The organism is Pseudomonas haemolytica (assembly GCF_009659625.1).
Taxonomy (GTDB): domain Bacteria; phylum Pseudomonadota; class Gammaproteobacteria; order Pseudomonadales; family Pseudomonadaceae; genus Aquipseudomonas; species Aquipseudomonas haemolytica.
The window spans coordinates 531,620-554,621 of record NZ_VOIW01000001.1; the positions used below are offsets into that span (position 1 = coordinate 531,620).

The window sequence follows — 23,002 nt, forward strand, 5'->3', positions numbered from 1 at the left end:
ACCGAATACGAGATCGCCTGATCCGCAGGCATAAAAAAGCCCCCGCACCTTTCGGTGCGAGGGCTTTTTGGGGCTGGGCGATCAGGCCGCTTCGATCTTGCTACGGTTCTGCTCGACCTTCGACAGGTAACGCTGCACGTTCTCCTGCTCCTGCGGGGTGGTGAACAGGCCAAGCTTGGTACGGCGCCACAGCACGTCCTGCGGTTGCGTCACCCATTCTTCAGCGCACAGGTAATCGACTTCGCGGGTGTACAGGCCGCCACCCAGGTGATCACCCAGGTCGGTCAGCGATTGAACGCCCTCCAGCAGGCGCCAGGTGCGGCTGCCATAGGTGGTGGACCAGCGACGGGCAATTTCGCTCGGCACCCAGTCGTACTTGGTGCGGATGGCTTCGGCCAGGGCTTCAGGCGTGGTCATGTTTTCGCCGCCGGGCAGGCTGGCCGTGGCGGTCCAACTTGGGCGCATCTGGGTGAAGTACGGCGCCAGTTGGGCCATGGCTGACTCAGCCAGCTTGCGATAGGTGGTCAGCTTGCCGCCGAACACCGACAGGATCGGTGCTTCGCCGGTAGCGCCGGACAGTGCCAGGGTGTAGTCACGGGTGATGGCCGACGGGTTGTCCGACTCGTCGTTGCACAGTGGGCGCACGCCGGAGTAGGTGTGGACGATATCGTCGCGGCTCAGCTGTTTCTTGAAGTGTGCGTTGACCACGTTGAGCATGTAGTCGGTTTCACCTTCGGTAATCGCTACTTTTGCCGGGTCGCCGGTGTATTCGCGGTCGGTGGTGCCGATGATGGTCAGGTGGTTCAGGTACGGAATAGTGAAGACGATGCGCTGGTCTTCGTTCTGCAGGATGTGCGCATGGGCACCTTCGTACAGTCTTGGCACGATCAAGTGACTGCCCTGGATCAGGCGGATGCCGTAGGGCGAATCCAGCTTGAGGTCGTCCCGGATGAATTTGGCCACCCAAGGGCCAGCAGCGTTCACCAAGGCGCGGGCGCGGATGGAGAACAGGCTGCCGTCGGCACGTTCCATGTTCATTTCCCACATGCCGTTGCTGCGATGGGCGCTGATGCAACGGGTCTGGGTGTGGATGTGCGCGCCTTTCTCGCGGGCAGCCATGGCATTGAGCACTACCAGGCGGGCGTCGTCGACCCAGCAGTCGGAGTATTCAAAGCCCTTGGTGATTTCGCTTTTCAGCGGGCTGTCGGCGCCAAACTTGAGGCTTTTGGAACCCGCCAGTTTCTCGCGCTTGCCCAAGTGATCATAAAGGAACAGGCCGGCGCGAATCATCCACGCCGGGCGCAGGTGCGGGCGGTGTGGCAGCACGAAGCGCATTTGCTTGACGATGTGCGGGGCCTTGGCCAGCAGCACTTCACGTTCGGCCAGGGCTTCGCGCACCAGGCGGAATTCGTAATGTTCCAGGTAACGCAGGCCACCGTGGATCAGCTTGCTGCTGGCCGATGAGGTGTGGCTGGCGAGGTCGTCCTTTTCGCAAAGGAATACCGACAAACCGCGACCGGCTGCGTCTGCTGCAATGCCGACGCCATTGATCCCGCCACCGATTACGGCAACGTCATAGACTTCGGCAAGCGGTGGAGCAGGCAAGGTGGAAGGGTTCATCGGCTAGCCTCGCGATCTTTTTCGTATTGGAATTCGAACATTAATGTTCATTTGCGAAAATGGTAGCTGATAAACGCGGGCACAGCCACCCGACTTCGATTGAAAAAACTCATCGAAGGGCGGGAAAAGGAAAATTTGTGAACATTTACCCGGGCAAGCCCGAGGAAAAGGGCGCGGGGTAGATCGCCTTCGCGAGCAAGCCCGCTCCCACACTCGACCGAGTTCCGGCTTGGGAATGCGGTCAACTGTGGAGGCGGGCTTGTTCGCGAAGGCGCCAGTGCAGACGCCGGAGAGACTACTGGGCTATACGACTTCCAGGCGCACCTTATGGTCATTCAGCAACTGCACCAACGCCGGCACCGGCTGCTGATCAGTCACCAGGCAATCCACCAGACTGATCGGCCCCAGGCGAATCATGGCATTGCGCCCGAACTTGCTGGAGTCCGCCGCCAGGATCACCTGCCGCGCATTGGCAATGATTGCCTGGGAAACCCGCACTTCCTGGTAGTCGAAGTCCAGCAGGCTGCCGTCCTCGTCGATCCCACTGATGCCCACCAAGGCAAAGTCGACCTTGAACTGGTTGATGAAATCGACACTTGCCTGGCCCACCACTCCGCCGTCGCGGCGCACGTTGCCGCCGGTGAGCAACACATCGAAGTCGTCCTTGGCACTGAGCATGGTGGCGACGTTGAGGTTGTTGGTGATGATTTTCAGGTGGTTGTGATTGAGCAGCGCACGGGCGATGGATTCGGTCGTGGTACCGATGTTGATGAACAGCGAGGCGTGATCGGGGATTTGCGCGGCAATCGCTTCGCCGATGCGTTGCTTCTCGTCACGCATCTGGTCGGCACGCATGGCGTACGCGGTGTTCTCGACACTGGAGTCATAGGCCGCGCCGCCGTGGTAGCGGCGCAACAGATTGGCGTCCGCCAACTGGTTGATATCGCGGCGGATGGTTTGCGGGGTGACAACGAATAGCTGCGCCATTTCCTCGATGCTGACGTAGCCGCGTTCGCGGACCAGTTCGAGGATTTGTTGTTGGCGGGGAGGCAGATTCATGGGGCGTCCTTTGGGCTGCCATACAAAAGTGGCCCATGATGACGCAGGAATCCGCTCCCTGCCAGTTACAACCCTATCTGGGTCCGGCGCTTGGCTTATTCAGCGCCTTCGTGAGGTTCCCAGTCACGGGTGCGGCTCACTGCTTTTTGCCAACCGGCGTAGAGCTTCTCTTTGGCTGTTTCATCCAGCTGTGGTTCGAATTCGCGCTCGATCACCGCCTTGCCGCGCAACTCGTCCAGGCTGCCCCAGAAACCACACGCCAGGCCGGCCAGGTAGGCGGCGCCGAGGGCAGTGGTTTCGCGCATTTGCGGGCGCTCGACCCGGGTGCCAAGGATGTCGGCCTGGAATTGCATCAGGAAGTTGTTGGCAACTGCGCCGCCGTCCACACGCAGGGCCTTGAGGCGTTCGCCCGAGTCCTGTTGCATGGCGTCGAGTACGTCGCGGGTCTGGTAGGCAATCGACTCCAGGGCGGCGCGAATAATGTGGTCCACGCGTACGCCGCGGGTCAGGCCGAACAGCGCGCCACGGGCATACGGGTCCCAGTATGGAGCCCCCAGGCCGGTGAAGGCCGGGACCAGATACACGCCGTTACTGTCCTTGACCTTGCCGGCAAAGTATTCGGTGTCGTGGGCGTCGTTGATGATTTTCAGCTCGTCACGCAGCCATTGCACGGTGGAGCCGCCGTTGAAGACCGCGCCTTCGAGGGCGTAGGCCACTTCACCGCGTGGGCCGCAGGCGATGGTGGTGAGCATGCCGTGCTTGGACTTCACCGCCTTGTCGCCGGTGTTCATCAGCAGGAAGCAGCCGGTGCCGTAGGTGTTCTTGGCCTGACCGGCTTCTACACACATCTGGCCGAAAAGCGCGGCTTGCTGGTCGCCGGCAATGCCGCCGATGGCGATACCGCTTTTGGTGCGGCCGTAAATTTCGGAGGAGGACTTCACTTGCGGGAGCATTTCCCGCGGAATGTCGAGGATCTCCAGCATCTTCGCATCCCACTCCAGGGTGTGGATGTTGAAGAGCATGGTGCGCGATGCGTTGGTGTAGTCGGTGACGTGGGTCTTGCCGCCGGTAAATTTCCAGATCAGCCAGCTGTCGATGGTGCCGAACAGCAGTTCGCCGTTGCGCGCACGTTCGCGGCTGCCTTCGACGTTGTCGAGGATCCACTTGAGCTTGGTGCCGGAGAAATACGGGTCGGTGACCAGGCCGGTGGTGTCGCCGATGTATTGCTCATGGCCGTCGCGCTTGAGCTGCTGGCAGATCTCGGTGCTGCGTCGGCACTGCCAGACGATGGCGTTGTAGATCGGGCGGCCGGTGATCTTGTCCCAGACCACGGTGGTTTCACGCTGGTTGGTGATACCGATGGCAGCGACCTGGTCATGGTGCAGGCCGGCCTGGGCCAACGCCTCGACCATCACCGCGCTTTGGGTAGCGAAGATTTCCATCGGGTCATGTTCTACCCAACCGGCCTGCGGGTAATGCTGTGCAAATTCACGCTGGGCGGTGCACACCACGTTGGCGTCACGATCGAAGATGATCGCCCGGGAACTGGTGGTGCCCTGATCAAGGGCAATGATGTAGTTCTTATTCTGAAGGTCGGTCATGTCAATTGCCTTGGACGAAATAAGGAAGTCAGAAATCAGCCTGGGCCGCGAAGGGCAGTGGACCAGGCTGGCGCTTTCAGGAAATACGAGTCTTGCCGTTGACAGCCGTGTCAGGTGTTTCAGCTATAGCAGGTGCGGCGCTCGGCAGGTGGCGAGCAATCAGCCCGCGATAGGCCGCAGCACCGAGGCATGCGCCGACAATCGGGGCGAAAATCGGAATCAGGAAGTAAGGGATATCGCGACCACCAGTAAAGGCCATTTCACCCCAACCAGCGAAAAAGGTCATCAGCTTGGGCCCGAAGTCCCGTGCCGGGTTCATCGCAAAGCCGGTCAGTGGGCCCATGGCGCTACCAATCACCGCGATCAGCAAACCGATCAGCAGCGGGGCCAACGGGCCGCGTGGCAGGCCGTTGTTGTCGTCGGTGAGGGCCATGATCACGCCCATCAGGATCGCGGTGATGACCATTTCTACCAAGAACGCTTGGGCCGTGCTCAGCAATGCGTGGGGGTAAGTGGAGAACACTGACGCCAACTCCAGGCTGGCTTGGGAACCGCGAACCATGTGGTGGGTTTGTTCGTAATCGAAAAACAAGTTGCTGTAGAGCGTGTACACCAAGGCGGCAGAGCAGAAGGCGCCGGCGACCTGGGCGAGAATATAGAAGGGCAGTTTGCGTTTTTCAAAGTCGGCAAAAATGCACAGGGCGATACTGACCGCCGGGTTGAGGTGAGCTCCGGAAATACCGGCACTCAGGTAGATCGCCATGCTCACGCCGATCCCCCAGATGATACTGATTTCCCACAAGCCAAAGCTCGCACCCGCGACTTTGAGCGCAGCGACGCATCCGGTGCCGAAGAAGATCAGCAGCGCAGTGCCCAGGAATTCGGCCATGCATTGGCTCGAAAGTGAAGGCTGTTGAAGAGCAGTTGTCATGGAAAACCTCGATTGTTGTTCTTGTCTGGCGCACTGCCTCAACGGGCGGTTGTGCGATGTTCACCGTGGCCAGGATCCCCATCCTTGGCCGTGGCTTGCTGCTGGCACTCCGAGGGCTATTCCTACAGCATTCGGAAACGAAAAAATATAGACAAGAATGACCGCTGTCAAAGGTCGAAAGTGAACTGTCGGTCATTTACTAACTATTGGTATGGTGAATGATCATGGTTGGGGCGCTGCACGTCGGCTGTAGGAGGTCTGTGCTAGAGCGTTTTCGGTAAGCTTGGCCTAGAATTGGCCATCAGTTTGCCTACCCGGAGCCTCTATGACCCCTGCATTGGACCTGTTGAAAAAAGTTCGCGCCGAACATCGTATTCACAGTTATGAACATGATCCCAAGGCAGCGTCGTATGGGCTTGAGGCCGCGGAAAAATTGAGCCTCGATCCGGCGCAGGTGTTCAAGACGCTGCTGGCGAGCAGCGAAAAGGGGGAATTGTTGGTGGCGGTGGTGCCGGTCGTCGGAAGTCTGGATTTAAAGGCCCTGGCCCATGCGGCAGGTGTCAAAAAAGTCGAAATGGCCGACCCGGGTGCAGCGCAACGGTCCACGGGCTATTTGTTGGGCGGTATCAGCCCGTTGGGGCAGAAGAAGCGCTTGCGTACGTTTATCGATGAGACGGCGCAGCCGTTTGCGACGATCTTCGTGAGTGCGGGGAGGAGGGGCTTGGAGGTTGAATTGGCCGCGAGCGTGCTGGCTGAGCATACCCAGGCCAGATTCGCGTCGATTGGCCGCGCCTGATTTTCAGCCTTGTGGAGATCCTCATGTGGGAGGGGGCAAGCCCCCTCCCACATGTTTAACCCGGGTTCTTCAGGTAACTGGTTACGCCTGGAACAACACCAGATGCTCGGCAGCCACTCGAATGCCCACCTGCGCCCCGACCTGATGATCGGCATGGCTGGGGAAAATCGACTCCAGCTGTGCACCGGTCGGTAGTTGCAGGCGATACAGGGTGGATGCGCCAAGGAACGTCTTGCCGACAATCCGGGCTTTTAATGCACTTTCCGGTGCGTAGACGATGTCGTCCGGGCGTAGCAAAACATCCACCGCACCGCCGGTAGGCCAGGTATAGGCGCGATTGCCGCGCAGGTCACCCAGTTCGGTGCTCACTGACTCAGGCGAGTTCAAGCGACCACGAATGAAGTAACCCTGGCCGATAAAGCTGGCGACATAGGGGGTTTGTGGTTCGTGATAGAGGTTGTAGGGCGTATCCCATTGTTCAAGGCGACCTTCCTTGAACACACCCACATGGTCACTGACCGCGAAGGCTTCTTCCTGGTCATGGGTAACGAGGATCGCACTGGTGCCTCGCGCCTTGAGGATGTCGCGCACTTCATGGCTGAGCTTGCGGCGCAACTCGCCATCCAGGTTGGAGAACGGTTCATCCAGCAGCAGCAGTTGCGGCTCCGGCGCCAAGGCGCGGGCGAGGGCGACACGTTGTTGCTGGCCACCGGAAAGCTCGTGGGGGAAACGCTTACCCAGGTTCTTCAGGTTGACCAGTTCCAACAGTTCGGCGACCACGCGGTCTTTTTGCGGATGTTTGCGGATGCCGAAGGCGATGTTGTCGGCCACGCTCAAGTGTGGAAATAGCGCGTAGTCCTGGAACACCATGCCGATCCGGCGTTTCTCCGGTGACAGGGTGAAACCGGCGCTGGAGATGATTTCGCCCGCCAGGCTGATTTCACCTTCGTGTACCGGTTCAAAGCCGGCAATGGCGCGCAAGGTGGTGGTCTTGCCGCAGCCCGAGGAGCCGAGCAGGCAGCCGATGTCGCCGGCGTTGAGGTGCAGGTTGAGGTTCTGCACCACTCGTTGGTCTTGATAGCCGCATGCCAGATTGCGTAGGTTCAGCAGTAATGGCTGGCTCATGCGTGGTGGTACGAAGGTTCGACGAGAAATTCCAGCAGGGCTTTTTGCGCATGCAGGCGGTTTTCGGCCTGGTCCCAGGCGACCGAACGTGGGTCGTCGAGCAGGTCGAGGCTGATTTCTTCACCACGGTGAGCGGGCAGGCAGTGCATGAACAGCACGTCCGGCGCGGCCATATCGAGCAGCGCGCGGGTCACCTGGAACGGTGCGAACAGGGCCAGGCGCTTGGCCGTTTCGTCTTCCTGGCCCATGGAGGTCCAGACGTCGGTGCTGACCAGGTGCGCGCCAACCACGGCATCTTTCGGGTCGCGCAGCAGTTGTACACGGCCATCGGCCTTGGCCATGAACTCGGCGCTCGGCTCGTAGCCTTCAGGGCAGGCGATACGCAGGTGGAAGTCGAACTGGATGGCCGCTTCTATATAGCTGTTGCACATGTTGTTGCCGTCGCCGACCCAGGCCACGGTCTTGCCCTGGATCGAGCCACGGTGTTCGAGGAAGGTTTGCATGTCGGCCAGCAACTGGCAGGGGTGCAGGTCATCGGACAGGCCGTTGATCACTGGCACGCGGGAGTTGGCCGCAAATTCTGTCAGGGTGCTGTGGGCGAAGGTACGGATCATCACCGCGTCGAGCATGCGCGACATTACCCTGGCGCAGTCGCTGATCGGCTCACCACGACCCAGTTGGGTATCACGCGGCGACAGGAAGATGGCCTGGCCACCCAGCTGGATCATGCCGGCTTCGAATGACAAGCGTGTGCGCGTCGAGGACTTCTCGAAGATCATCCCGAGTACGCGGTTTTTCAAAGGCTCAAACAGTACACCGCGGTTACGCAGGTCTTTAAGCTCAATGCCTCGACGGATCACGCTGACCAGCTCTTCGGGCGTGCAATCCATCAGGGAGAGAAAGTGCCTTGCGCTCATCATTAACTACCTTTTTGCAACAGACCGCAGATACTCAAAGCCTTGTTTATTGTGACAACGGGCGAGACCTGCGGCGAAAGCCGCACGGGGCGACGAAATAGGGGGAGGCGCGATATTGACATTAAATGTCGCGTCTTACCAATAGGGCTACGGTTTTTAAGGGTGTTCAAGCAGAGCGCTGATGCGCGTTTGAAGACGATTTCCTGACAGCAGCGGGTCATTTGTACACTGGCGTCGAGACCTTTTGCAATGCGCGCAGGCGCGCCCAGGCCAGGTTACGTCGGTTTCGGAGGGGTGTCGCAAGCTTGAAACATTTGCTCATGCTTAGCCATGGCTTGGCCTATGCCCGCTGATTCACAGCGCGAAGGTTACTGGCGGCTCGGATCGCGGCGACCCATAGTTGTTTCAAAGCCCTTATAAAGAGACTGGCCATGACCAAGACTCTCCATCACCGTGCCTGCCACCTGTGCGAAGCCATCTGCGGGCTGACCCTGGAAACCACCCAAGCCGAAGACGGTAGTCTGGCAATCACCTCGATCAAGGGCGACCCCCTGGACAGCTTCAGTCGCGGGCACATCTGCCCCAAGGCAGTGGCCTTGCAGGATATCCAGAATGATCCAGACCGACTGCACCAGCCGATGCTGCGGGTGGGCAGTGAATGGCAGCCGATTGCATGGGATGAGGCTTTTACGATGGTGGCCGAGCGGCTGGCGGGCATCCAGGCCCGGCATGGGCAGAATGCGGTGGCGGTGTATCAAGGCAACCCCAGCGTGCACAACTATGGGTTGATGACCCACAGCAACTACTTCCTAGGGCTGTTGAAGACGCGCAATCGCTTTTCCGCGACCTCGGTAGACCAACTGCCCCATCACCTCACCAGCCACCTTATGTACGGCCATGGCCTGCTGCTGCCCATCCCGGACATCGACCACACCGACTTCATGTTGATCCTCGGCGGCAACCCGTTGGCCTCCAACGGCAGCATCATGACCGTGCCCGATGTTGAAAAACGCCTCAAGGCCATCCAGGCGCGGGGCGGTCAAGTCGTGGTGGTCGACCCTCGGCGCAGCGAAACCGCAGCCATTGCAGACCAGCATCTGTTCGTGCGCCCTGGCGGCGATGCGGCGTTGCTGTTCGGGGTGCTCAACACCTTATTTGCTGAAGGGCTGACCCGCGATAGCCATCTGCCGGTCGAAGGGCTGGAAGACGTGCGCCGGGCAATTGCCGGATTCAGCGCCGAGGCCATGAGCCGCCAATGTGCGGTGCCGGCAGAACAGATTCGCCAGTTGGCCAGGGACTTTGCTGGCGCTGACAAAGCCGTATGCTATGGCCGTATGGGCGTCTCGACCCAAGCGTTCGGAACGCTATGCCATTGGCTGGTGCAACTGATCAACCTGGTGACTGGCAATCTGGACCGTGTAGGCGGCGCGCTGTGTACCAGCCCGGCGGTAGACCTGGTGGCCTCCACCGGTGGCGGCCATTTCAACCGTTGGCAGAGCCGCGTGTCCGGGCGCCCGGAGTACGCAGGAGAGTTGCCGGTGTCGGCCCTGGCGGAAGAAATGCTTACCGAGGGTGAAGGGCAGATCCGCGCCCTGGTCACGGTGGCCGGCAACCCGGTGCTCTCGACGCCTAACGGTCGTCAGTTGGAGCAAGCCCTGGATGGTTTGGAGTTCATGGTCAGCATCGACCTCTATATCAACGAGACAACGCGTTACGCCGACCTGATCCTGCCCTCCACCTCAGCGTTGGAAAACGATCACTACGACACCACCTTTAACATGTTCGCGGTGCGCAATGTCACCCGCTTCAATCGCGCGATCCTGCCTAAGCCAGAGGGTGCCTTGCATGACTGGGAGATCTTTGTGGGTCTGGCCAAGGCATTTGCTGCGCAGACCGGCGTGGTGCTCAAGCCTACGCTGCCGCCAGCGCAGATGATCGACTTCGGGCTGCGTGCGGGCGCCTACGGTGATGCATCCAGGCATAAACTGTCGGTATCGATGTTGGCGGATCATCCTCATGGTGTTGATCTGGGCCCGCTCAAGGCTAACCTCGCGGCGCGTTTGAAAACGACGGATGGCAAGGTGCAGTCTGCCCCGGCGGTGATCCTGGCTGATCTGGTGCGCTTCGCCGCGCAGCCGGAGCCGGAGGCCGACGAACTGCTGCTGATTGGCCGTCGCCATGTGCGCAGCAATAATTCCTGGATGCATAACTATCACCGGCTGGTGAAGGGCAAGCCACGTCATCAGTTGCTGATGCACCCTGATGACCTCGCCAGCCGGCAGCTAAGCGACGGCCAGCGGGTGCGGGTGAGTTCACGCATTGGCATGATCGAGGTGGAAGCGCTGGCCAGCCTGGACATGATGCGCGGCGTGGTCAGCCTGCCCCACGGTTGGGGCCATGGCCGTCCGGGTGTACAGATGACGATTGCCAGCCACCAGCCAGGTGCGAGCGCTAATGATTTGACCGACGAGCGGCAGTTGGATGAGCTATCCGGCAACGCGGCGTTGAATGGCGTACCGGTGCGGGTAGCGGCTGCCTAAGGCGCCTGAGCACTGCGCTGGAATTTTGCGTTACAATGCGCCACCGTGCCGACCTGTGAGTCGCAAAGTTCCAGCCGAGGTGTTCCATGGATATCATCGAAACGATCAAAGAGCAGATTGCCAACAACACCATTCTGCTTTACATGAAGGGCGCCCCTAACGCTCCTCAGTGCGGTTTCTCCGCAAAGGCGTCCCAGGCCATCATGCAATGTGGCGAGAAATTCGCTTACGTGGATATCCTGCAAAACCCGGAAATTCGCGCCAACCTGCCTAAGTACGCCAATTGGCCGACTTTCCCGCAGCTGTGGGTAGCTGGCGAGCTGGTTGGCGGTAGCGACATCATCACTGAAATGGCAGCTGATGGGTCGTTGCAAGCGTTGATCAAGGATGCAGCGGAAAAAGCGGCAGCCAAGACTGAAGCTTGATTCGTTTGCAAGAAAAAGCCCCGCTTCTCATATGAGAGCGGGGCTTTTTTGTACATGCGCGCTAAGGGTTATTCACCCATCTGCGACTGCAGGTAATTCTCCAGGCTGACCTTGTCGATCAGGCCCAGTTGGGTTTCAAGCCAGTCGATATGCTCTTCCTGGTCTTCCAGGATATCTTCCAGCAGTTCACGGCTGCCGAAGTCACCCTTGGTTTCGCAGTGGGCAATGGCGGCCTTGAGGTCGCTGTGGCTCTTACGCTCAAAGCCCAAGTCGCTGCTGATCATTTCCTGGGTGTGCTCACCGATGTTCAGCTTGCCCAAGTCCTGCACGTTCGGCAGGCCTTCCAGGAACAGGATCCGCTTGATCAGTGCGTCGGCGTCCTTCATGGCCTTGATCGATTCTTTGTATTCACGCTTGCCAAGCTTTTCCAGGCCCCAATCGTCGTACATGCGCGCATGCAGAAAGTACTGATTGATCGCGACCAGTTCATTGGCAAGGATTTTGTTGAGTTGCTGGATGACTGAGATGTCGCCTTTCATGACTGGGGTCCTGCCCTGTAATAGTTGTGTATAGGGCGGAGTCTGAGCGGTGAAATTCCTAGTGTCAAACCTAAGTTATTGAATAATAAATGAAAATTAATCGGAATAAGAATGTTTGTGTTCCGCGTCTTGGCGCTAACTAATTGAATTACTGGCATAAAAAAACCGGACACTGGGTCCGGTTCTTTAAAACACGCCGATTTAGGCGTGTGTAAATTCTGCTGAGTAGGGGAGCGCAGCCTGGGCTGTTTGCAACTGCGTCAGGGTTTCCCGTACCACTTGCTTGGCGAGGCAGGCACACTTGCCACACTGGCTGGCAACGCCGGTGGTTTCACGCACTTCTTTGTAGCTGCAGCAACCTTCGTAGATTGCTTCGCGGATTTGTCCGTCGGTGACGCCAGTGCAGAGGCAGACATACATAAGGGAGAACCGTCGCGGGTTTAAGGCTTAAGTGCGATGGATCTTAATGTTAACGAGAATGATTGTCAAAATAGTTTCATCAGCAATTTGGCACGTATTCCCCGTGCGCTGACGAACGGTTTTTTCGGTGTATGATGGTCGGTCTTCACGAAGCGTGATTGCGTCATGTTTCTGTCAGCTTTTACAGGCAGGCTCGACCGGTCCTTTTACTTCAATCTTCACCCCTCACATCAGGAGATATCCAATGAGCGTACTCGTCGGCAAACAAGCCCCGGATTTCGACGTTCCAGCCGTCCTCGGCAATGGCGAAATCGTTGACAGCTTCAAACTGTCTGAAGCCATCAAAGGCAAATACGGCCTGGTGTTCTTCTACCCGCTGGACTTCACCTTCGTCTGCCCATCGGAGCTGATCGCCCTGGACCACCGCATGGACGATTTCAAGGCGCGCAACGTTGAAGTGGTTGCTGTTTCCATCGACTCCCATTTCACCCACAACGCCTGGCGTAACACTGCCATCAATGATGGCGGCATCGGCAAAGTCAAATACACCATGGCTGCCGACATGAAGCACGACATCGCCAAGGCGTACGACGTTGAGTCCGAAGGCGGCGTGGCGTTCCGCGGTGCGTTCCTGATCGACGATAAGGGCGTTGTTCGCTCGCAGATCATTAACGACCTGCCGCTGGGCCGTAACATGGAAGAGCTGATCCGTCTGGTCGACGCCCTGCAATTCCACGAAGAGCACGGTGAAGTCTGCCCTGCCAACTGGAAAAAAGGCGACAAAGGCATGAATGCTTCGCCAGAAGGTGTAGCGGCTTACCTGACCGAGAACGCTGGCAAGCTGTAAGCCAGGTTTGAAGCAAAAAAAACCGGCCTGAGAAGGCCGGTTTTTTTATGCGTGGGAGTAGGGGGCGTTCTCAATTAGTTTCCCCCCCGCTTTAAGGCACAACCCGAAGGGCCGGGCCTGCTGCTGTGCAGGGCTGCGTTGCTCGAAGCTTATTTGGAATGACCAAACCACGCTTCTCGCGCCTTGCCCTGCACAGCAGCAGACCCCGCGCGGGGGGGAAACTAATTGAGAACGCCCCCTAAACCTCAGTCGTTGAAGTCTTCCCAGCCACCCATCTGTTTCCAGCGATTGACGATGCCGCAAAACAGATCGGCAGTCTTCTCGGTGTCGTAGCGGGCCGAGTGGGCCTCACGACCGTCGAAGTCGATACCGGCTGCCTGGCAGGCTTTGGCCAGTACCGTCTGACCGTAGGCCAGGCCGGCAAGGGTCGCGGTGTCGAAGCTGGAGAACGGGTGAAACGGGTTGCGCTTCATGTCCAGTCGCGCCACGGCTGCATTCAGGAAACCCAGGTCGAAACTGCTGTTATGGCCGACCAGGATCGCGCGTTTGCAGCCATTGGCCTTCAATGCCTTGCGCACGCCACGGAAGATATCGGTCAGCGCCGCTTCTTCACTTACGGCCATGCGCAGCGGGTGGTCGAGCTTGATCCCGGTGAACTCCAGGGCAGCGGCTTCGATATTGGCGCCTTCGAACGGCTCGACACGGAAGAAGTGGGTGTGTTCCGGGAACACGAAACCCTGTTCGTCCATGCCGATGGTGGTCGCGGCGATTTCCAGCAAGGCGTCGGTGGCGCAGTTGAAACCACCGGTTTCTACGTCGATGACAACCGGCAGATAACCGCGAAAACGTTCGGCCATCGGGTGGCGCGAGCCGCCGCCACTGTGCTCTTGTTCGTCGTCGTAATGGTCTTCACTCACTTGCTTTCCTCCAGCAGGCGCCAGCGCAGTGTTTCACCGGCGCGCAGCGGGATAACAGTCAGCTCGCCAAACGGCAGGCTGGCAGGGGCGGTCCAATCTTCACGAACCAGGGTAATGCGGTCGGTATTTGCCGGCAGGCCGTAGAAACGCGGGCCATTGAGGCTGGCGAAGCCTTCGAGTTTGTCCAGGGCGTTGCGCTGTTCGAATGCCTCGGCATACAACTCGATGGCGGCGAATGCCGTGTAGCAGCCGGCACAGCCGCATGCAGCTTCCTTGGCATGCTGGGCGTGGGGGGCCGAGTCGGTGCCGAGGAAAAACTTCGGATTACCGCTGGTGGCGGCATCCAGCAGCGCCACCTGGTGGGTGTTGCGCTTGAGGATCGGCAGGCAATAGAAGTGCGGCCGGATCCCGCCCACCAGCATGTGGTTACGGTTGTAGAGCAGGTGATGCGCGGTGATGGTCGCGCCCACGTTGGCTGAGGCCTCGGTGACGAACTGCACGGCATCAGCGGTGGTGATGTGTTCGAACACCACCTTGAGCGTCGGGAACAGTTCGACCAGGCGGCGCATATGCTCGTCGATGAAGATCTTCTCACGATCGAACACATCCACATCGCCACGGGTAACTTCACCGTGGATCAGCAGCGGCATGCCGATGTCGGCCATGGCTTCGATCGCCGGCAGGATCTTGTCGATACTGGTCACGCCGGAGTCGGAGTTGGTGGTCGCGCCCGCCGGGTACAGCTTGGCGGCATGCACGAAACCGCTGGCCTTGGCCTGGCGAATTTCTTCAGGCTGGGTGCGGTCGGTCAAGTAGAGCACCATCAGCGGTTCGAAGCGGCTGCCGGCCGGTCGTGCAGCGAGGATGCGCTGGCGATAGGCGTCGGCTTCTGCGGCATTGCGAACCGGAGGTACCAGGTTAGGCATGATGATGGCACGGCCAAACGTGCGCGCCACATCGGCCACGGTTTGGGGTAACGCAGCACCATCGCGAAGATGAATATGCCAGTCGTCGGGACGCAGCAGGGTCAGGCGGTCGGACATTGGGGATTCCAGGCGGGTCAATCTGGTGGGAATGCTACCGGAAAAGACTCTTGCAGGCACTCGCTATCAAGTTTTGCCGGATGCGACCGATATCCCCGGGTATGCCTTAACGATGTATGACGCTTTGAAGTGTTGTAGAAACCAGTGGAGCCTCCCGTGCGCCAGCATTATCTAGCCCTGCTCAGTGTGTTCGCCAGCCTGCCTGCGATGGCTCTCACGTTCCAGACGCGCCTGGAGAATATTGAGTGGAAGGTAGAGGGCGACCAGTTCGAGTGCCGCCTGACCCAGCCGATCGCCGATTTCGGTTCGGGTGAGTTCGTGCGCCGCGCCGGCGAGCAGGCGACGTTTCGCCTGAAAGCCTATAACGGCTCGCTGGGCGTGGGTTCGGCGACCTTGTTGGCTGCCGCCGCACCTTGGCAGCCGGGGCGTGCTGATATCAACCTTGGCGCGGTGCGCGTCGGCAGTGGTGATGTCTTGTTCAATAGCTCTCAGGCCCAGGCCGGGCGTCTGTTCACCGGATTGCTCGAAGGGCGCAGCCCGACCGTGCGGCATTACGGGCGCGAAGGCGGTTACTCGGAAATTCGCTTGCTGCCAGTCAAGTTCAACAAGGCCTATAACGACTATCAGTTGTGCACCACCAAGCTGCTGCCAATGAATTATGACCAGGTCAAACAGACAGAAGTCGGTTTCCCAGGTGGTGGCATCGAGTTGGATGCGGCGGCCAAAAAGAAGCTGGACGTGATTCTCGCATTCATGAAAGCCGACCCTACCGTCAATCACATCGAGTTGAATGGCCATTCCGACAACAGCGGCAACCGCCTGACCAACCGCGATATTTCGCGCCGTCGTGGGCTAGCGGTGATGGACTACTTCAAGGCCAATGGCCTCCAGGAGTCGCAGATCACTCTGCGCTTCCATGGGGAAAGCTACCCCCTGGCACCCAACACCAATGCCGCCAATCGCGCCCGCAATCGTCGTGTGAATATTCAACTTGAGCGAGTGGCTGCCCCCGAGAAACCGGCACCCCAGGCCACCGCGCCGAATAACCCAGCAGCCACGTCATAGGTGCGACCATCGGTCGCCCACTCGACATAATCTGTCGCTTTATCTTCATTTGCTGTCGCGCCCCTGTAATTTCACGGTTTTGATCGGTAGAATCGACGCCTTTCCGTACAACCCCGTGGAGTGATGGCATGGCCGACGTAAACAAGGTCGTTCTCGCGTATTCCGGCGGCCTGGACACTTCGGTGATCCTCAAGTGGCTGCAGGATACTTATAACTGTGAAGTGGTGACCTTCACCGCTGACCTGGGTCAGGGCGAAGAGGTCGAACCTGCACGTGCCAAGGCGCAAGCCATGGGCGTGAAAGAGATCTACATTGATGACCTGCGCGAAGAGTTCGTCCGCGATTTCGTTTTCCCGATGTTTCGCGCCAACACTGTCTACGAAGGTGAGTACCTGCTGGGTACCTCCATCGCACGTCCGCTGATCGCCAAGCGCCTGATCGAAATCGCCAACGAAACCGGCGCCGACGCCATTTCCCATGGTGCCACCGGCAAGGGCAACGACCAGGTACGTTTCGAACTGGGTGCCTACGCACTCAAACCCGGTGTAAAAGTGATTGCCCCTTGGCGTGAATGGGACCTGCTGTCCCGTGAAAAGCTGATGGATTACGCTGAAAAGCACGGGATCCCGATCGAGCGCCATGGCAAGAAGAAGTCGCCGTACTCGATGGACGCCAACCTGCTGCACATTTCCTATGAAGGTGGCGTGCTGGAAGACACCTGGACCGAGCACGAAGAAGACATGTGGAAATGGACCGTCTCCCCGGAGAACGCTCCTGACAAGCCGCAATACCTGGAACTGACCTACCGCAACGGCGATATCGTCGCGCTGGACGGCGTTGAAATGACCCCGGCCACCGTATTGGCGACCCTGAACCGGATCGGTGGCCAGCACGGTATCGGCCGTCTCGACATCGTCGAGAACCGCTATGTGGGCATGAAGTCCCGTGGCTGCTACGAAACCCCGGGCGGCACCATCATGCTGCGCGCCCACCGCGCTATCGAATCCATCACCCTGGACCGCGAGGTCGCCCACCTCAAAGACGAGCTGATGCCCAAGTACGCCAGCTTGATCTACACCGGTTACTGGTGGAGCCCTGAGCGCCTGATGCTGCAACAGATGATCGACGCCTCCCAGGCTCACGTGAACGGTGTGGTGCGCCTGAAGCTGTACAAGGGCAACGTGATCGTCACCGGCCGCAAGTCCGATGAGTCACTGTTCGACTCTAATATCGCCACCTTCGAAGAAGACGGCGGGGCCTACAACCAGGCGGACGCGGCCGGCTTTATCAAGTTGAATGCGCTGCGCATGCGTATTGCTGCCAACAAGGGCCGCTCGTTGTTCTGACTATTAGATGCGTTGTGAAAATGGCCTCTTGCTCAAGGGGCCATTTTTTTTGCCTGGATATTGGAGGGCGAGCGTTAACTAGGTGTCAATGTTTAATGGCGTTTAGCATGTGTAAGTTTTCCGTAACTAGAGAGGGGGATTTCTGTTGTTGCCTTTATTTTCAGGGATGAATGATTTTTTACATCTGACGAGGAACTATTTCTGACAGAAAATTCACTCATGTAAGTGCAAGTGGTATGTGAATTGTTGAATTTTCTGTAGGAACTTTGAGTGTGTGTAAAAATGTTAAATGGAACTAACCTAAAGGGCGCGTGCGCGCCACTTTGCGTGCGTCATGATCAGAAGCAAGGGGCATTTCCTGAAAGTCATGTGCGGCACGTTTACCTTTCGTGGCTCATACCGAGGATATTTCACTCAAAATATGTATGCGTCGAGAAAGGTCTGAAAGGAAGCGTAAAGGCACACACCCATAAGTTGGCGATTTTTTGTAGGTTAATTCCTATCTTCTTGTGGGTTGGGTCTCTGCCTGCTGTTGCTCGGGGGGGAATGCTATGCCAACTAGTAATCGACTAGGCTATTGTGCTTGCTCTAAATAATTCGAACAGCGAAATTGGACTTTCTCATGAATAAAGTGCTGATCGTGGATGATCATCCCGTCATTCGTCTTGCTGTGCGCATGCTAATGGAGCGTCATGGTTATGAGGTCGTTGCCGAGACTGATAACGGTGTCGATGCGTTGCAACTTGCACGGGAACATATGCCGGACATTGTCATACTGGATATCGGAATTCCCAAGCTCGATGGCCTGGAAGTTATTTGCCGGTTGGCTTCAACCAAGCAGGCTGTATCGTTCAAGGTGTTGGTTCTGACGTCCCAGGCTCCCGGCCATTTTTCCATGCGCTGCATGCAGGCGGGGGCGGCCGGCTATGTGTGCAAACAGCAGGATCTCACAGAACTGTTGAGTGCTATCAAGGCGGTGCTCTCCGGCTATAGCTACTTCCCGAACCAAGCGCTGAACTCGGTGCGCTCAACCATGGGCAACGCCAGTGAAGCCGACATGGTCGAGCGCCTGTCGGGGCGAGAGATGATGGTGCTGCAACAGCTGGCCCGCGGCAAAACCAACAAGGAGATTGCCGACGGTATGTTCCTCAGCAATAAAACCGTCAGTACCTACAAGACTCGCCTGCTACTCAAGCTCAATGCCCGCTCCCTTGTGGACCTGATCGAACTGGCCCAGCGCAACGGTCTGGTCTAGGAGGGCTTTGTACCGCACCAACACCCGTGTAACCGGCAGAAAAAAGCCTCCGTCAGGGAGGCTTCCGGTCATTAACGCATCGATCAGAGATCGAAGTCGTAATCGGCCAGCTGTTTTTGCAAGCGTCGCTCTTCCAGAAGATTGTCGATAGTGCGGCGTTTGCTCAAATTGGTCTTGGCCACCTCTGCCACAGGCGCCTCTTGCCCATCGTCATCCGACTCAACGAGGTCGTCCTCCACTTCCAGTTGTTCTTTGCCAGTGCTCATAAGGTTAACTCCGGGCTAAGACTGCCGTTGGGGCTCCTTATAGCGATAATCCGCGAAAGGGTAAAAAAGATTTTTTCAATCGACAGATGGATAAAACCAATGGTCGCTCAATCGTCGGACGTCTTGTCCTTGTATTCACACAGGTCTTCGATCCGACAGCTGCCGCACCGCGGCTTGCGGGCCTGGCAAACGTAGCGTCCGTGCAGGATCAGCCAGTGATGGGAGTCGAGCAAGTACGGCTTGGGTACGAACTTCATCAATTGCTTTTCCACCTCAACCACGTTTTTACCGCGGGCGATACCGGTTCGGTTGCTCACCCGGAAAATGTGCGTATCCACCGCCATGGTCAACTGTCGGAATGCCGTATTGAGTACCACGTTAGCGGTTTTTCGGCCCACGCCGGGTAACGCCTCAAGGGCTTCGCGGGTTTGCGGCACCTCACCACCATGCAACTCCATCAGCAGGCGGCACGTCTCGATCACGTTCTTGGCCTTGCTGTTGTACAGGCCAATGGTCTTGATGTATTCGGACAAGCCCTCCACACCCAGGGCATGAATCGCAGCGGGTGTATTGGCCACGGGATACAACTTCGCCGTGGCCTTGTTGACGCCAACGTCTGTGGATTGGGCCGATAGGATCACCGCGATCAGCAACTCGAACGGCGAGGAGTAGGCCAGTTCGGTTTTGGGTTCAGGATTGTCTTCGTGAAACCTGCGGAAAATTTCCAGGCGTTTTGCGGCGTTCATGGGCAGAGCGGTTCCTTGCGGGTGGTCTACGTCATTTGGAAAAAAGGATTCGGGCCTGGAGCCTTGCGAGCAATAACCGGGGCAGGATAAACCCGGCAGGTATCAATGTGGAGGCGGCCATGTCGCGTAGCAAGGCCCTGCTCATTCGGAGCGTGGCATATGGGCTTCTACCTGACGCTGTGCCTCGTCCAGTTTGCGTTGCGCTGCGTTCAACTCATCTGCATGGGTGCCCGGTTGGCGTTGTAACTTGCTGAAATCGGCACGGGCGTAGGCTAAAGCGGTTTTCAACTGGCGCAGTTGGCTGTCGATAGGGCGCTTTTCCACACGCTGCAAAACGGGCGCAGGCTGCTCGGAGGCAGCTTCGGCCTCATGCAGGTTTTGCTCGGCGGCGGTCAACGCGGCACTCAACGTAGCCAGTTGTTGCGTATCAGCGCTCTGCTCCTGCGCCCTTTTCAACTCGGCGCGACGCATCGCTAGCTGGATCTTGGCGCGCTTGAGTTCTGGGTCCTTGGGGGTTGATGTCGCTGGCGGGCTGCCCACTTCAAGCGTGGCCAGTGCCTGCTCCGCGGCTTCGAATTGTTGTTGCAGGACGATCAGTCGCGACTGCTGCTCAAAGGTCGGAGGGTGACCAAATGCCTTCAAGGATTTGTGCAACTGAGCGCGGCTCATCGCGACAGTGATTTTGGCTTTTTTGATCGCGGCATCCTGAACAACCTGATGGTTATCTACAGGGATTGCGTCCATCGGCGTCGAGCGCTTGGCCCGCGCCAGGCGTTCTGCGAGCTTGTGCTCTTCTTCCCGTTGCAGCCGCGCGTTGCGCTGTTCATAGCGCAGCCGTGCCCGATCACGCTTGAGGCGGCGTTCATGGCGCTCGAGATCGTTGGCCGCCAGGCCACCCACTATTGGCACCACGCTGACCAGTGGGCGCATCTCAATGCAGTCGACCGGGCAGGGGGCGACACACAGATCGCACCCTGTGCACTCGTCGATAATCACCGTATGCATCAACTTGGCAGCACCGACAATGGCATCCACTGGGCAAGCCTGAATGCATTTAGTACAACCGATGCATTCGGCTTCGCGGATATAGGCGAGCTGTGCCGGCGCTTCTCCGCGGCTGGTATCCAGGTCGAGCACCGGTACGCGTAGCAAGTGCGCGAGCCCTGCGATGGTTTCCTGCCCACCCGGCGGGCACTTGTTGATTGCCTCGCCTTTAGCGATGCCCTCGGCGTAAGGCTTACAGCCCGGGTGCCCGCACTTGCCGCATTGAGTCTGCGGTAGCAGCGCGTCGATACGTTGAATGAGGTTCATGCTTTGATCATAGCGTTGACGCCCGGCCCTGTGAGGTGGGCAAGCTGAAAAGCCCCGTCGCTGGAACGGCGGGGCATTTTGCAGGATTTACTTGATGCGTTGACCCGGCTTTGCGCCGCTGTCCGGGCTCAGCAGGTAGATTTCTTCGCCGCCAGGGCCAGCCGCCATCACCATGCCTTCGGAGATACCAAACTTCATTTTCCGTGGCTTGAGGTTGGCGATCATCATGGTCAGGCGGCCATCGAGCTTGGACGGGTCCGGATAAGCGCTCTTGATCCCGGAGAACACATTGCGCTGTTCGTCACCGATGTCCAGTGTCAGGCGCAGCAGCTTGTCGGCACCTTCCACGGCTTCAGCCTTGATAATCAGCGCCACGCGCAAGTCCACGGCGGCAAAGGCGTCGAAATCGATTTCCGCGGAAATCGGGTCCTTGGCCAGTTCGCCATTACCCGCAGGTGCGGATTGACCGGTATCGGTCTGGCTGGCAACCAGGTCTTCTTTCGAAGCGTCGGTCATGGCCTGGACTTTCACCGGGTCGATACGGGTCATCAGCGGCTTGAACGCGTTCAATTGATGATTGCTGAGCAAGGTAGCGTGATCGTTCCAGGTCAACGGCGCCACATTGAGGAACGCCTCGGCGTCGGCGGCCAGCAATGGCAGCACCGGCTTGAGAAAGATCACCAGTTGGCGGAACAGGTTGACGCCGGTGGCGCAGATTGCCTGGACTTCAGCTTCCTTGCCTTCCTGCTTGTTCAGCGACCACGGCGCCTTGTCGGCGATCCAGGCGTTGGCGCGGTCGGCCAGGCCCATGATTTCGCGCATGGCACGGGCGAAGTCGCGGGCTTCATAGGCGTCGGCGATGCTTGGCGCGGCCGCCAGGAAGGCGGCGGTCAGTTCTGGTGCGGCATTCTCCGCCACCAGTACACCGGCGTTGCCCTTGTGGATAAACCCGGCGCAACGGCTGGCGATGTTGACGACTTTGCCGACCAGGTCCGAGTTGACCTTCTGCACGAAGTCTTCCAGGTTCAGGTCAAGGTCGTCGACGCCACGGCCCAGCTTGGAGGCGTAGTAATAGCGCAGGTATTCCGGCGACAGGTGGTCCAGGTAGGTGCGCGCCTTGATAAAGGTGCCACGGGACTTGGACATTTTCTGGCCGTTGACCGTCAGGTAGCCGTGTACGGCGATACCGGTTGGCTTGCGGTAGCCCGAGCCTTCGAGCATCGCTGGCCAGAACAGGGCGTGGAAATTGACGATGTCCTTGCCGATGAAGTGGTACAACTCGGCGGTGGAGTCTTTGGCCCAGAACGCGTCGAAGTCCAGCTCCGGCGTGCGGTCGCACAGGTTCTTGAAGCTGGCCATGTAGCCGATCGGCGCGTCCAGCCACACATAGAAGTACTTGCCCGGCTCGTCCGGGATCTCGAAGCCGAAGTACGGTGCATCGCGGGAGATATCCCACTGCTGCAGGCCGGCATCCAGCCACTCGGCGATCTTGTTGGCCACGGCGTCCTGCAGGGTGCCGCTGCGCGTCCAGGTTTGCAGCATTTGCTGGAAGTCCGGGAGCTTGAAGAAGAAATGCTGGGAATCCTTGAGCACCGGGGTGGCACCGGAGATGGCCGATTTCGGATTCTTCAGGTCAGTCGGCGCGTAGGTGGCACCGCACTTCTCGCAGTTGTCGCCGTACTGGTCTTCAGTGCCGCATTTCGGGCAGGTGCCCTTGATGAAGCGGTCGGCCAGGAACATTTTCTTGTCCGGGTCGAAATACTGCGTGATCGAGCGTGTGGCAATGTGCCCGGCGTCACGCAGGCGCTTGTAGATCTGGCTCGACAGCTCGCGGTTTTCTTCGGAGTGGGTCGAGTGGAAGTTGTCGAAATCCACCAGGAACTCGGCAAAGTCGGCGCTGTGTTCAGCCTTTACATTGGCGATCAGTTGTTCCGGGGTGATGCCTTCCTTTTCGGCGCGCAACATGATGGCCGAACCGTGGGCGTCGTCCGCGCAGACATAAATGCATTGATTGCCGCGATGCTTCTGGAAGCGCACCCACATATCGGTCTGGATGTACTCAAGCATATGGCCAAGATGGATGGAACCATTGGCATAGGGCAGGGCGCTGGTGACGAGGATCTTGCGTGGCTCGGACATGGGGCTCGGCTACTTGATGAAACGGAGGTCGGCCACTATAAAGCGCCGGGAAATTTATTTCACCCCGTGACGCTGTTTCAGAATCTTCCGCGCC

General features: G+C 58.5%; 21 protein-coding genes. 7 read left to right on the forward strand and 14 right to left on the reverse strand.

Translation table 11 applies throughout. From position 1 onward, the window contains the following. Positions 1–81: 81 nt before the first annotated feature. From glpD to FRT59_RS02375, 4 genes are all read right to left on the reverse strand, one after another. Positions 82–1,620, reverse strand: coding sequence for a glycerol-3-phosphate dehydrogenase (gene glpD / locus FRT59_RS02360; protein WP_034118316.1), 1,539 nt, complete (start codon positions 1,618–1,620; stop codon positions 82–84). A 303-nt stretch (positions 1,621–1,923) separates the two neighbouring features. Next, complete coding sequence (locus FRT59_RS02365) at positions 1,924–2,679, reverse strand: DeoR/GlpR family transcriptional regulator (RefSeq protein WP_034118315.1); 756 nt, start codon at positions 2,677–2,679, stop codon at positions 1,924–1,926. Positions 2,680–2,774: 95 nt separating this feature from the next. Continuing rightward, complete coding sequence (gene glpK / locus FRT59_RS02370; protein WP_153839776.1) at positions 2,775–4,280, reverse strand: glycerol kinase GlpK; 1,506 nt, start codon at positions 4,278–4,280, stop codon at positions 2,775–2,777. A gap of 76 nt (positions 4,281–4,356) precedes the next feature. Beyond that, on the reverse strand, positions 4,357–5,211 hold the full coding sequence (locus FRT59_RS02375) for an MIP/aquaporin family protein (RefSeq protein WP_034118313.1): 855 nt from the start codon (positions 5,209–5,211) through the stop codon (positions 4,357–4,359). Positions 5,212–5,536: 325 nt separating this feature from the next. Here FRT59_RS02375 and ybaK point away from each other — a divergent pair, with 325 nt between their 5' ends. Next, positions 5,537–6,007 (forward strand): Cys-tRNA(Pro) deacylase, encoded by a 471-nt coding sequence (gene ybaK / locus FRT59_RS02380; protein ID WP_034118312.1) that lies wholly within the window; start codon positions 5,537–5,539, stop codon positions 6,005–6,007. Between the two features lie 81 nt (positions 6,008–6,088). Here the strand turns inward: ybaK and FRT59_RS02385 are convergent, their stop codons facing one another. Both FRT59_RS02385 and argF read right to left on the reverse strand, forming a co-directional pair. Further along, a complete protein-coding gene (locus FRT59_RS02385) occupies positions 6,089–7,132 on the reverse strand; it encodes an ABC transporter ATP-binding protein (RefSeq protein ID WP_153870309.1) in 1,044 nt (347 codons plus the stop codon). Then, positions 7,129–8,049, reverse strand: coding sequence for an ornithine carbamoyltransferase (argF, locus tag FRT59_RS02390; protein WP_153839777.1), 921 nt, complete (start codon positions 8,047–8,049; stop codon positions 7,129–7,131). Before argF ends, FRT59_RS02385 begins: the two co-directional genes overlap by 4 nt. A 431-nt stretch (positions 8,050–8,480) precedes the next feature. Here argF and FRT59_RS02395 point away from each other — a divergent pair, with 431 nt between their 5' ends. Continuing rightward, positions 8,481–10,589 (forward strand): molybdopterin oxidoreductase family protein, encoded by a 2,109-nt coding sequence (locus FRT59_RS02395; protein WP_153870310.1) that lies wholly within the window; start codon positions 8,481–8,483, stop codon positions 10,587–10,589. Between the two features lie 86 nt (positions 10,590–10,675). Then, the gene (gene grxD, locus FRT59_RS02400; RefSeq protein ID WP_034118308.1) at positions 10,676–11,014 is read left to right on the forward strand and encodes a Grx4 family monothiol glutaredoxin; all 339 of its coding nucleotides are present in this window, start codon (positions 10,676–10,678) and stop codon (positions 11,012–11,014) included. A gap of 68 nt (positions 11,015–11,082) precedes the next feature. Here the strand turns inward: grxD and bfr are convergent, their stop codons facing one another. Both bfr and FRT59_RS02410 read right to left on the reverse strand, forming a co-directional pair. Then, positions 11,083–11,553: a bacterioferritin gene (gene bfr, locus FRT59_RS02405; RefSeq protein ID WP_012722487.1), complete on the reverse strand. Its 471-nt coding sequence runs from the start codon at positions 11,551–11,553 to the stop codon at positions 11,083–11,085. A gap of 201 nt (positions 11,554–11,754) precedes the next feature. Beyond that, positions 11,755–11,973, reverse strand: coding sequence for a bacterioferritin-associated ferredoxin (locus FRT59_RS02410; RefSeq protein WP_010564137.1), 219 nt, complete (start codon positions 11,971–11,973; stop codon positions 11,755–11,757). Between the two features lie 244 nt (positions 11,974–12,217). Here FRT59_RS02410 and FRT59_RS02415 point away from each other — a divergent pair, with 244 nt between their 5' ends. Then, on the forward strand, positions 12,218–12,820 hold the full coding sequence (locus tag FRT59_RS02415; protein WP_003172097.1) for a peroxiredoxin: 603 nt from the start codon (positions 12,218–12,220) through the stop codon (positions 12,818–12,820). 245 nt (positions 12,821–13,065) lie between these two features. On the opposite strand, the gene rnt is transcribed toward FRT59_RS02415, so the two are convergent. Both rnt and pyrC read right to left on the reverse strand, forming a co-directional pair. Continuing rightward, complete coding sequence (rnt, locus tag FRT59_RS02420) at positions 13,066–13,737, reverse strand: ribonuclease T (protein ID WP_005785271.1); 672 nt, start codon at positions 13,735–13,737, stop codon at positions 13,066–13,068. Further along, the gene (pyrC, locus tag FRT59_RS02425) at positions 13,734–14,780 is read right to left on the reverse strand and encodes a dihydroorotase (RefSeq protein ID WP_034118346.1); all 1,047 of its coding nucleotides are present in this window, start codon (positions 14,778–14,780) and stop codon (positions 13,734–13,736) included. Before pyrC ends, rnt begins: the two co-directional genes overlap by 4 nt. A gap of 156 nt (positions 14,781–14,936) precedes the next feature. On the opposite strand from pyrC, the gene FRT59_RS02430 reads away from it, so the two are divergent. From FRT59_RS02430 to FRT59_RS02440, 3 genes are all read left to right on the forward strand, one after another. Beyond that, positions 14,937–15,845: a flagellar protein MotY gene (locus FRT59_RS02430; protein WP_162524986.1), complete on the forward strand. Its 909-nt coding sequence runs from the start codon at positions 14,937–14,939 to the stop codon at positions 15,843–15,845. Between the two features lie 128 nt (positions 15,846–15,973). Continuing rightward, positions 15,974–17,191 carry an argininosuccinate synthase gene (locus tag FRT59_RS02435; protein ID WP_034118348.1) on the forward strand — a complete coding sequence of 406 codons (1,218 nt, stop codon included), beginning with the start codon at positions 15,974–15,976 and terminating at the stop codon, positions 17,189–17,191. 622 nt (positions 17,192–17,813) lie between these two features. Then, positions 17,814–18,446, forward strand: coding sequence for a response regulator transcription factor (locus FRT59_RS02440; RefSeq protein WP_003188986.1), 633 nt, complete (start codon positions 17,814–17,816; stop codon positions 18,444–18,446). A gap of 83 nt (positions 18,447–18,529) precedes the next feature. Here the strand turns inward: FRT59_RS02440 and FRT59_RS02445 are convergent, their stop codons facing one another. The 4 genes from FRT59_RS02445 to metG all read right to left on the reverse strand — a co-directional run bounded on the left by FRT59_RS02445 (position 18,530) and on the right by metG (position 22,908). Beyond that, entirely contained in the window at positions 18,530–18,712 is a 183-nt protein-coding gene (locus FRT59_RS02445; protein ID WP_153870311.1) for a PA3496 family putative envelope integrity protein, read from the reverse strand. A gap of 107 nt (positions 18,713–18,819) precedes the next feature. Beyond that, the gene (gene nth / locus FRT59_RS02450) at positions 18,820–19,458 is read right to left on the reverse strand and encodes an endonuclease III (RefSeq protein WP_034118351.1); all 639 of its coding nucleotides are present in this window, start codon (positions 19,456–19,458) and stop codon (positions 18,820–18,822) included. Between the two features lie 141 nt (positions 19,459–19,599). Further along, positions 19,600–20,769, reverse strand: coding sequence for an electron transport complex subunit RsxB (gene rsxB, locus FRT59_RS02455; RefSeq protein ID WP_153870312.1), 1,170 nt, complete (start codon positions 20,767–20,769; stop codon positions 19,600–19,602). 87 nt (positions 20,770–20,856) lie between these two features. Continuing rightward, positions 20,857–22,908: a methionine--tRNA ligase gene (metG, locus tag FRT59_RS02460; RefSeq protein ID WP_153870313.1), complete on the reverse strand. Its 2,052-nt coding sequence runs from the start codon at positions 22,906–22,908 to the stop codon at positions 20,857–20,859. Positions 22,909–23,002 lie beyond the last annotated feature (94 nt).

Excerpts from the sequence above, each read along its gene's own strand:
- glpK (WP_153839776.1), bottom strand. The coding sequence starts at position 4,280 with ATGACCGACCTTCAGAATAAGAACTACATCATTGCCCTTGATCAGGGC.
- FRT59_RS02440 (WP_003188986.1), top strand. The coding sequence starts at position 17,814 with ATGAATAAAGTGCTGATCGTGGATGATCATCCCGTCATTCGTCTTGCT.
- glpD (WP_034118316.1), bottom strand. The coding sequence starts at position 1,620 with ATGAACCCTTCCACCTTGCCTGCTCCACCGCTTGCCGAAGTCTATGAC.
- FRT59_RS02445 (WP_153870311.1), bottom strand. The coding sequence starts at position 18,712 with ATGAGCACTGGCAAAGAACAACTGGAAGTGGAGGACGACCTCGTTGAG.
- nth (WP_034118351.1), bottom strand. The coding sequence starts at position 19,458 with ATGAACGCCGCAAAACGCCTGGAAATTTTCCGCAGGTTTCACGAAGAC.
- bfr (WP_012722487.1), bottom strand. The coding sequence starts at position 11,553 with ATGAAAGGCGACATCTCAGTCATCCAGCAACTCAACAAAATCCTTGCC.
- ybaK (WP_034118312.1), top strand. The coding sequence starts at position 5,537 with ATGACCCCTGCATTGGACCTGTTGAAAAAAGTTCGCGCCGAACATCGT.
- FRT59_RS02415 (WP_003172097.1), top strand. The coding sequence starts at position 12,218 with ATGAGCGTACTCGTCGGCAAACAAGCCCCGGATTTCGACGTTCCAGCC.
- rsxB (WP_153870312.1), bottom strand. The coding sequence starts at position 20,769 with ATGAACCTCATTCAACGTATCGACGCGCTGCTACCGCAGACTCAATGC.
- FRT59_RS02385 (WP_153870309.1), bottom strand. The coding sequence starts at position 7,132 with ATGAGCCAGCCATTACTGCTGAACCTACGCAATCTGGCATGCGGCTAT.
- FRT59_RS02365 (WP_034118315.1), bottom strand. The coding sequence starts at position 2,679 with ATGAATCTGCCTCCCCGCCAACAACAAATCCTCGAACTGGTCCGCGAA.
- metG (WP_153870313.1), bottom strand. The coding sequence starts at position 22,908 with ATGTCCGAGCCACGCAAGATCCTCGTCACCAGCGCCCTGCCCTATGCC.
- grxD (WP_034118308.1), top strand. The coding sequence starts at position 10,676 with ATGGATATCATCGAAACGATCAAAGAGCAGATTGCCAACAACACCATT.
- FRT59_RS02410 (WP_010564137.1), bottom strand. The coding sequence starts at position 11,973 with ATGTATGTCTGCCTCTGCACTGGCGTCACCGACGGACAAATCCGCGAA.
- FRT59_RS02395 (WP_153870310.1), top strand. The coding sequence starts at position 8,481 with ATGACCAAGACTCTCCATCACCGTGCCTGCCACCTGTGCGAAGCCATC.
- pyrC (WP_034118346.1), bottom strand. The coding sequence starts at position 14,780 with ATGTCCGACCGCCTGACCCTGCTGCGTCCCGACGACTGGCATATTCAT.
- argF (WP_153839777.1), bottom strand. The coding sequence starts at position 8,049 with ATGAGCGCAAGGCACTTTCTCTCCCTGATGGATTGCACGCCCGAAGAG.
- FRT59_RS02375 (WP_034118313.1), bottom strand. The coding sequence starts at position 5,211 with ATGACAACTGCTCTTCAACAGCCTTCACTTTCGAGCCAATGCATGGCC.
- FRT59_RS02435 (WP_034118348.1), top strand. The coding sequence starts at position 15,974 with ATGGCCGACGTAAACAAGGTCGTTCTCGCGTATTCCGGCGGCCTGGAC.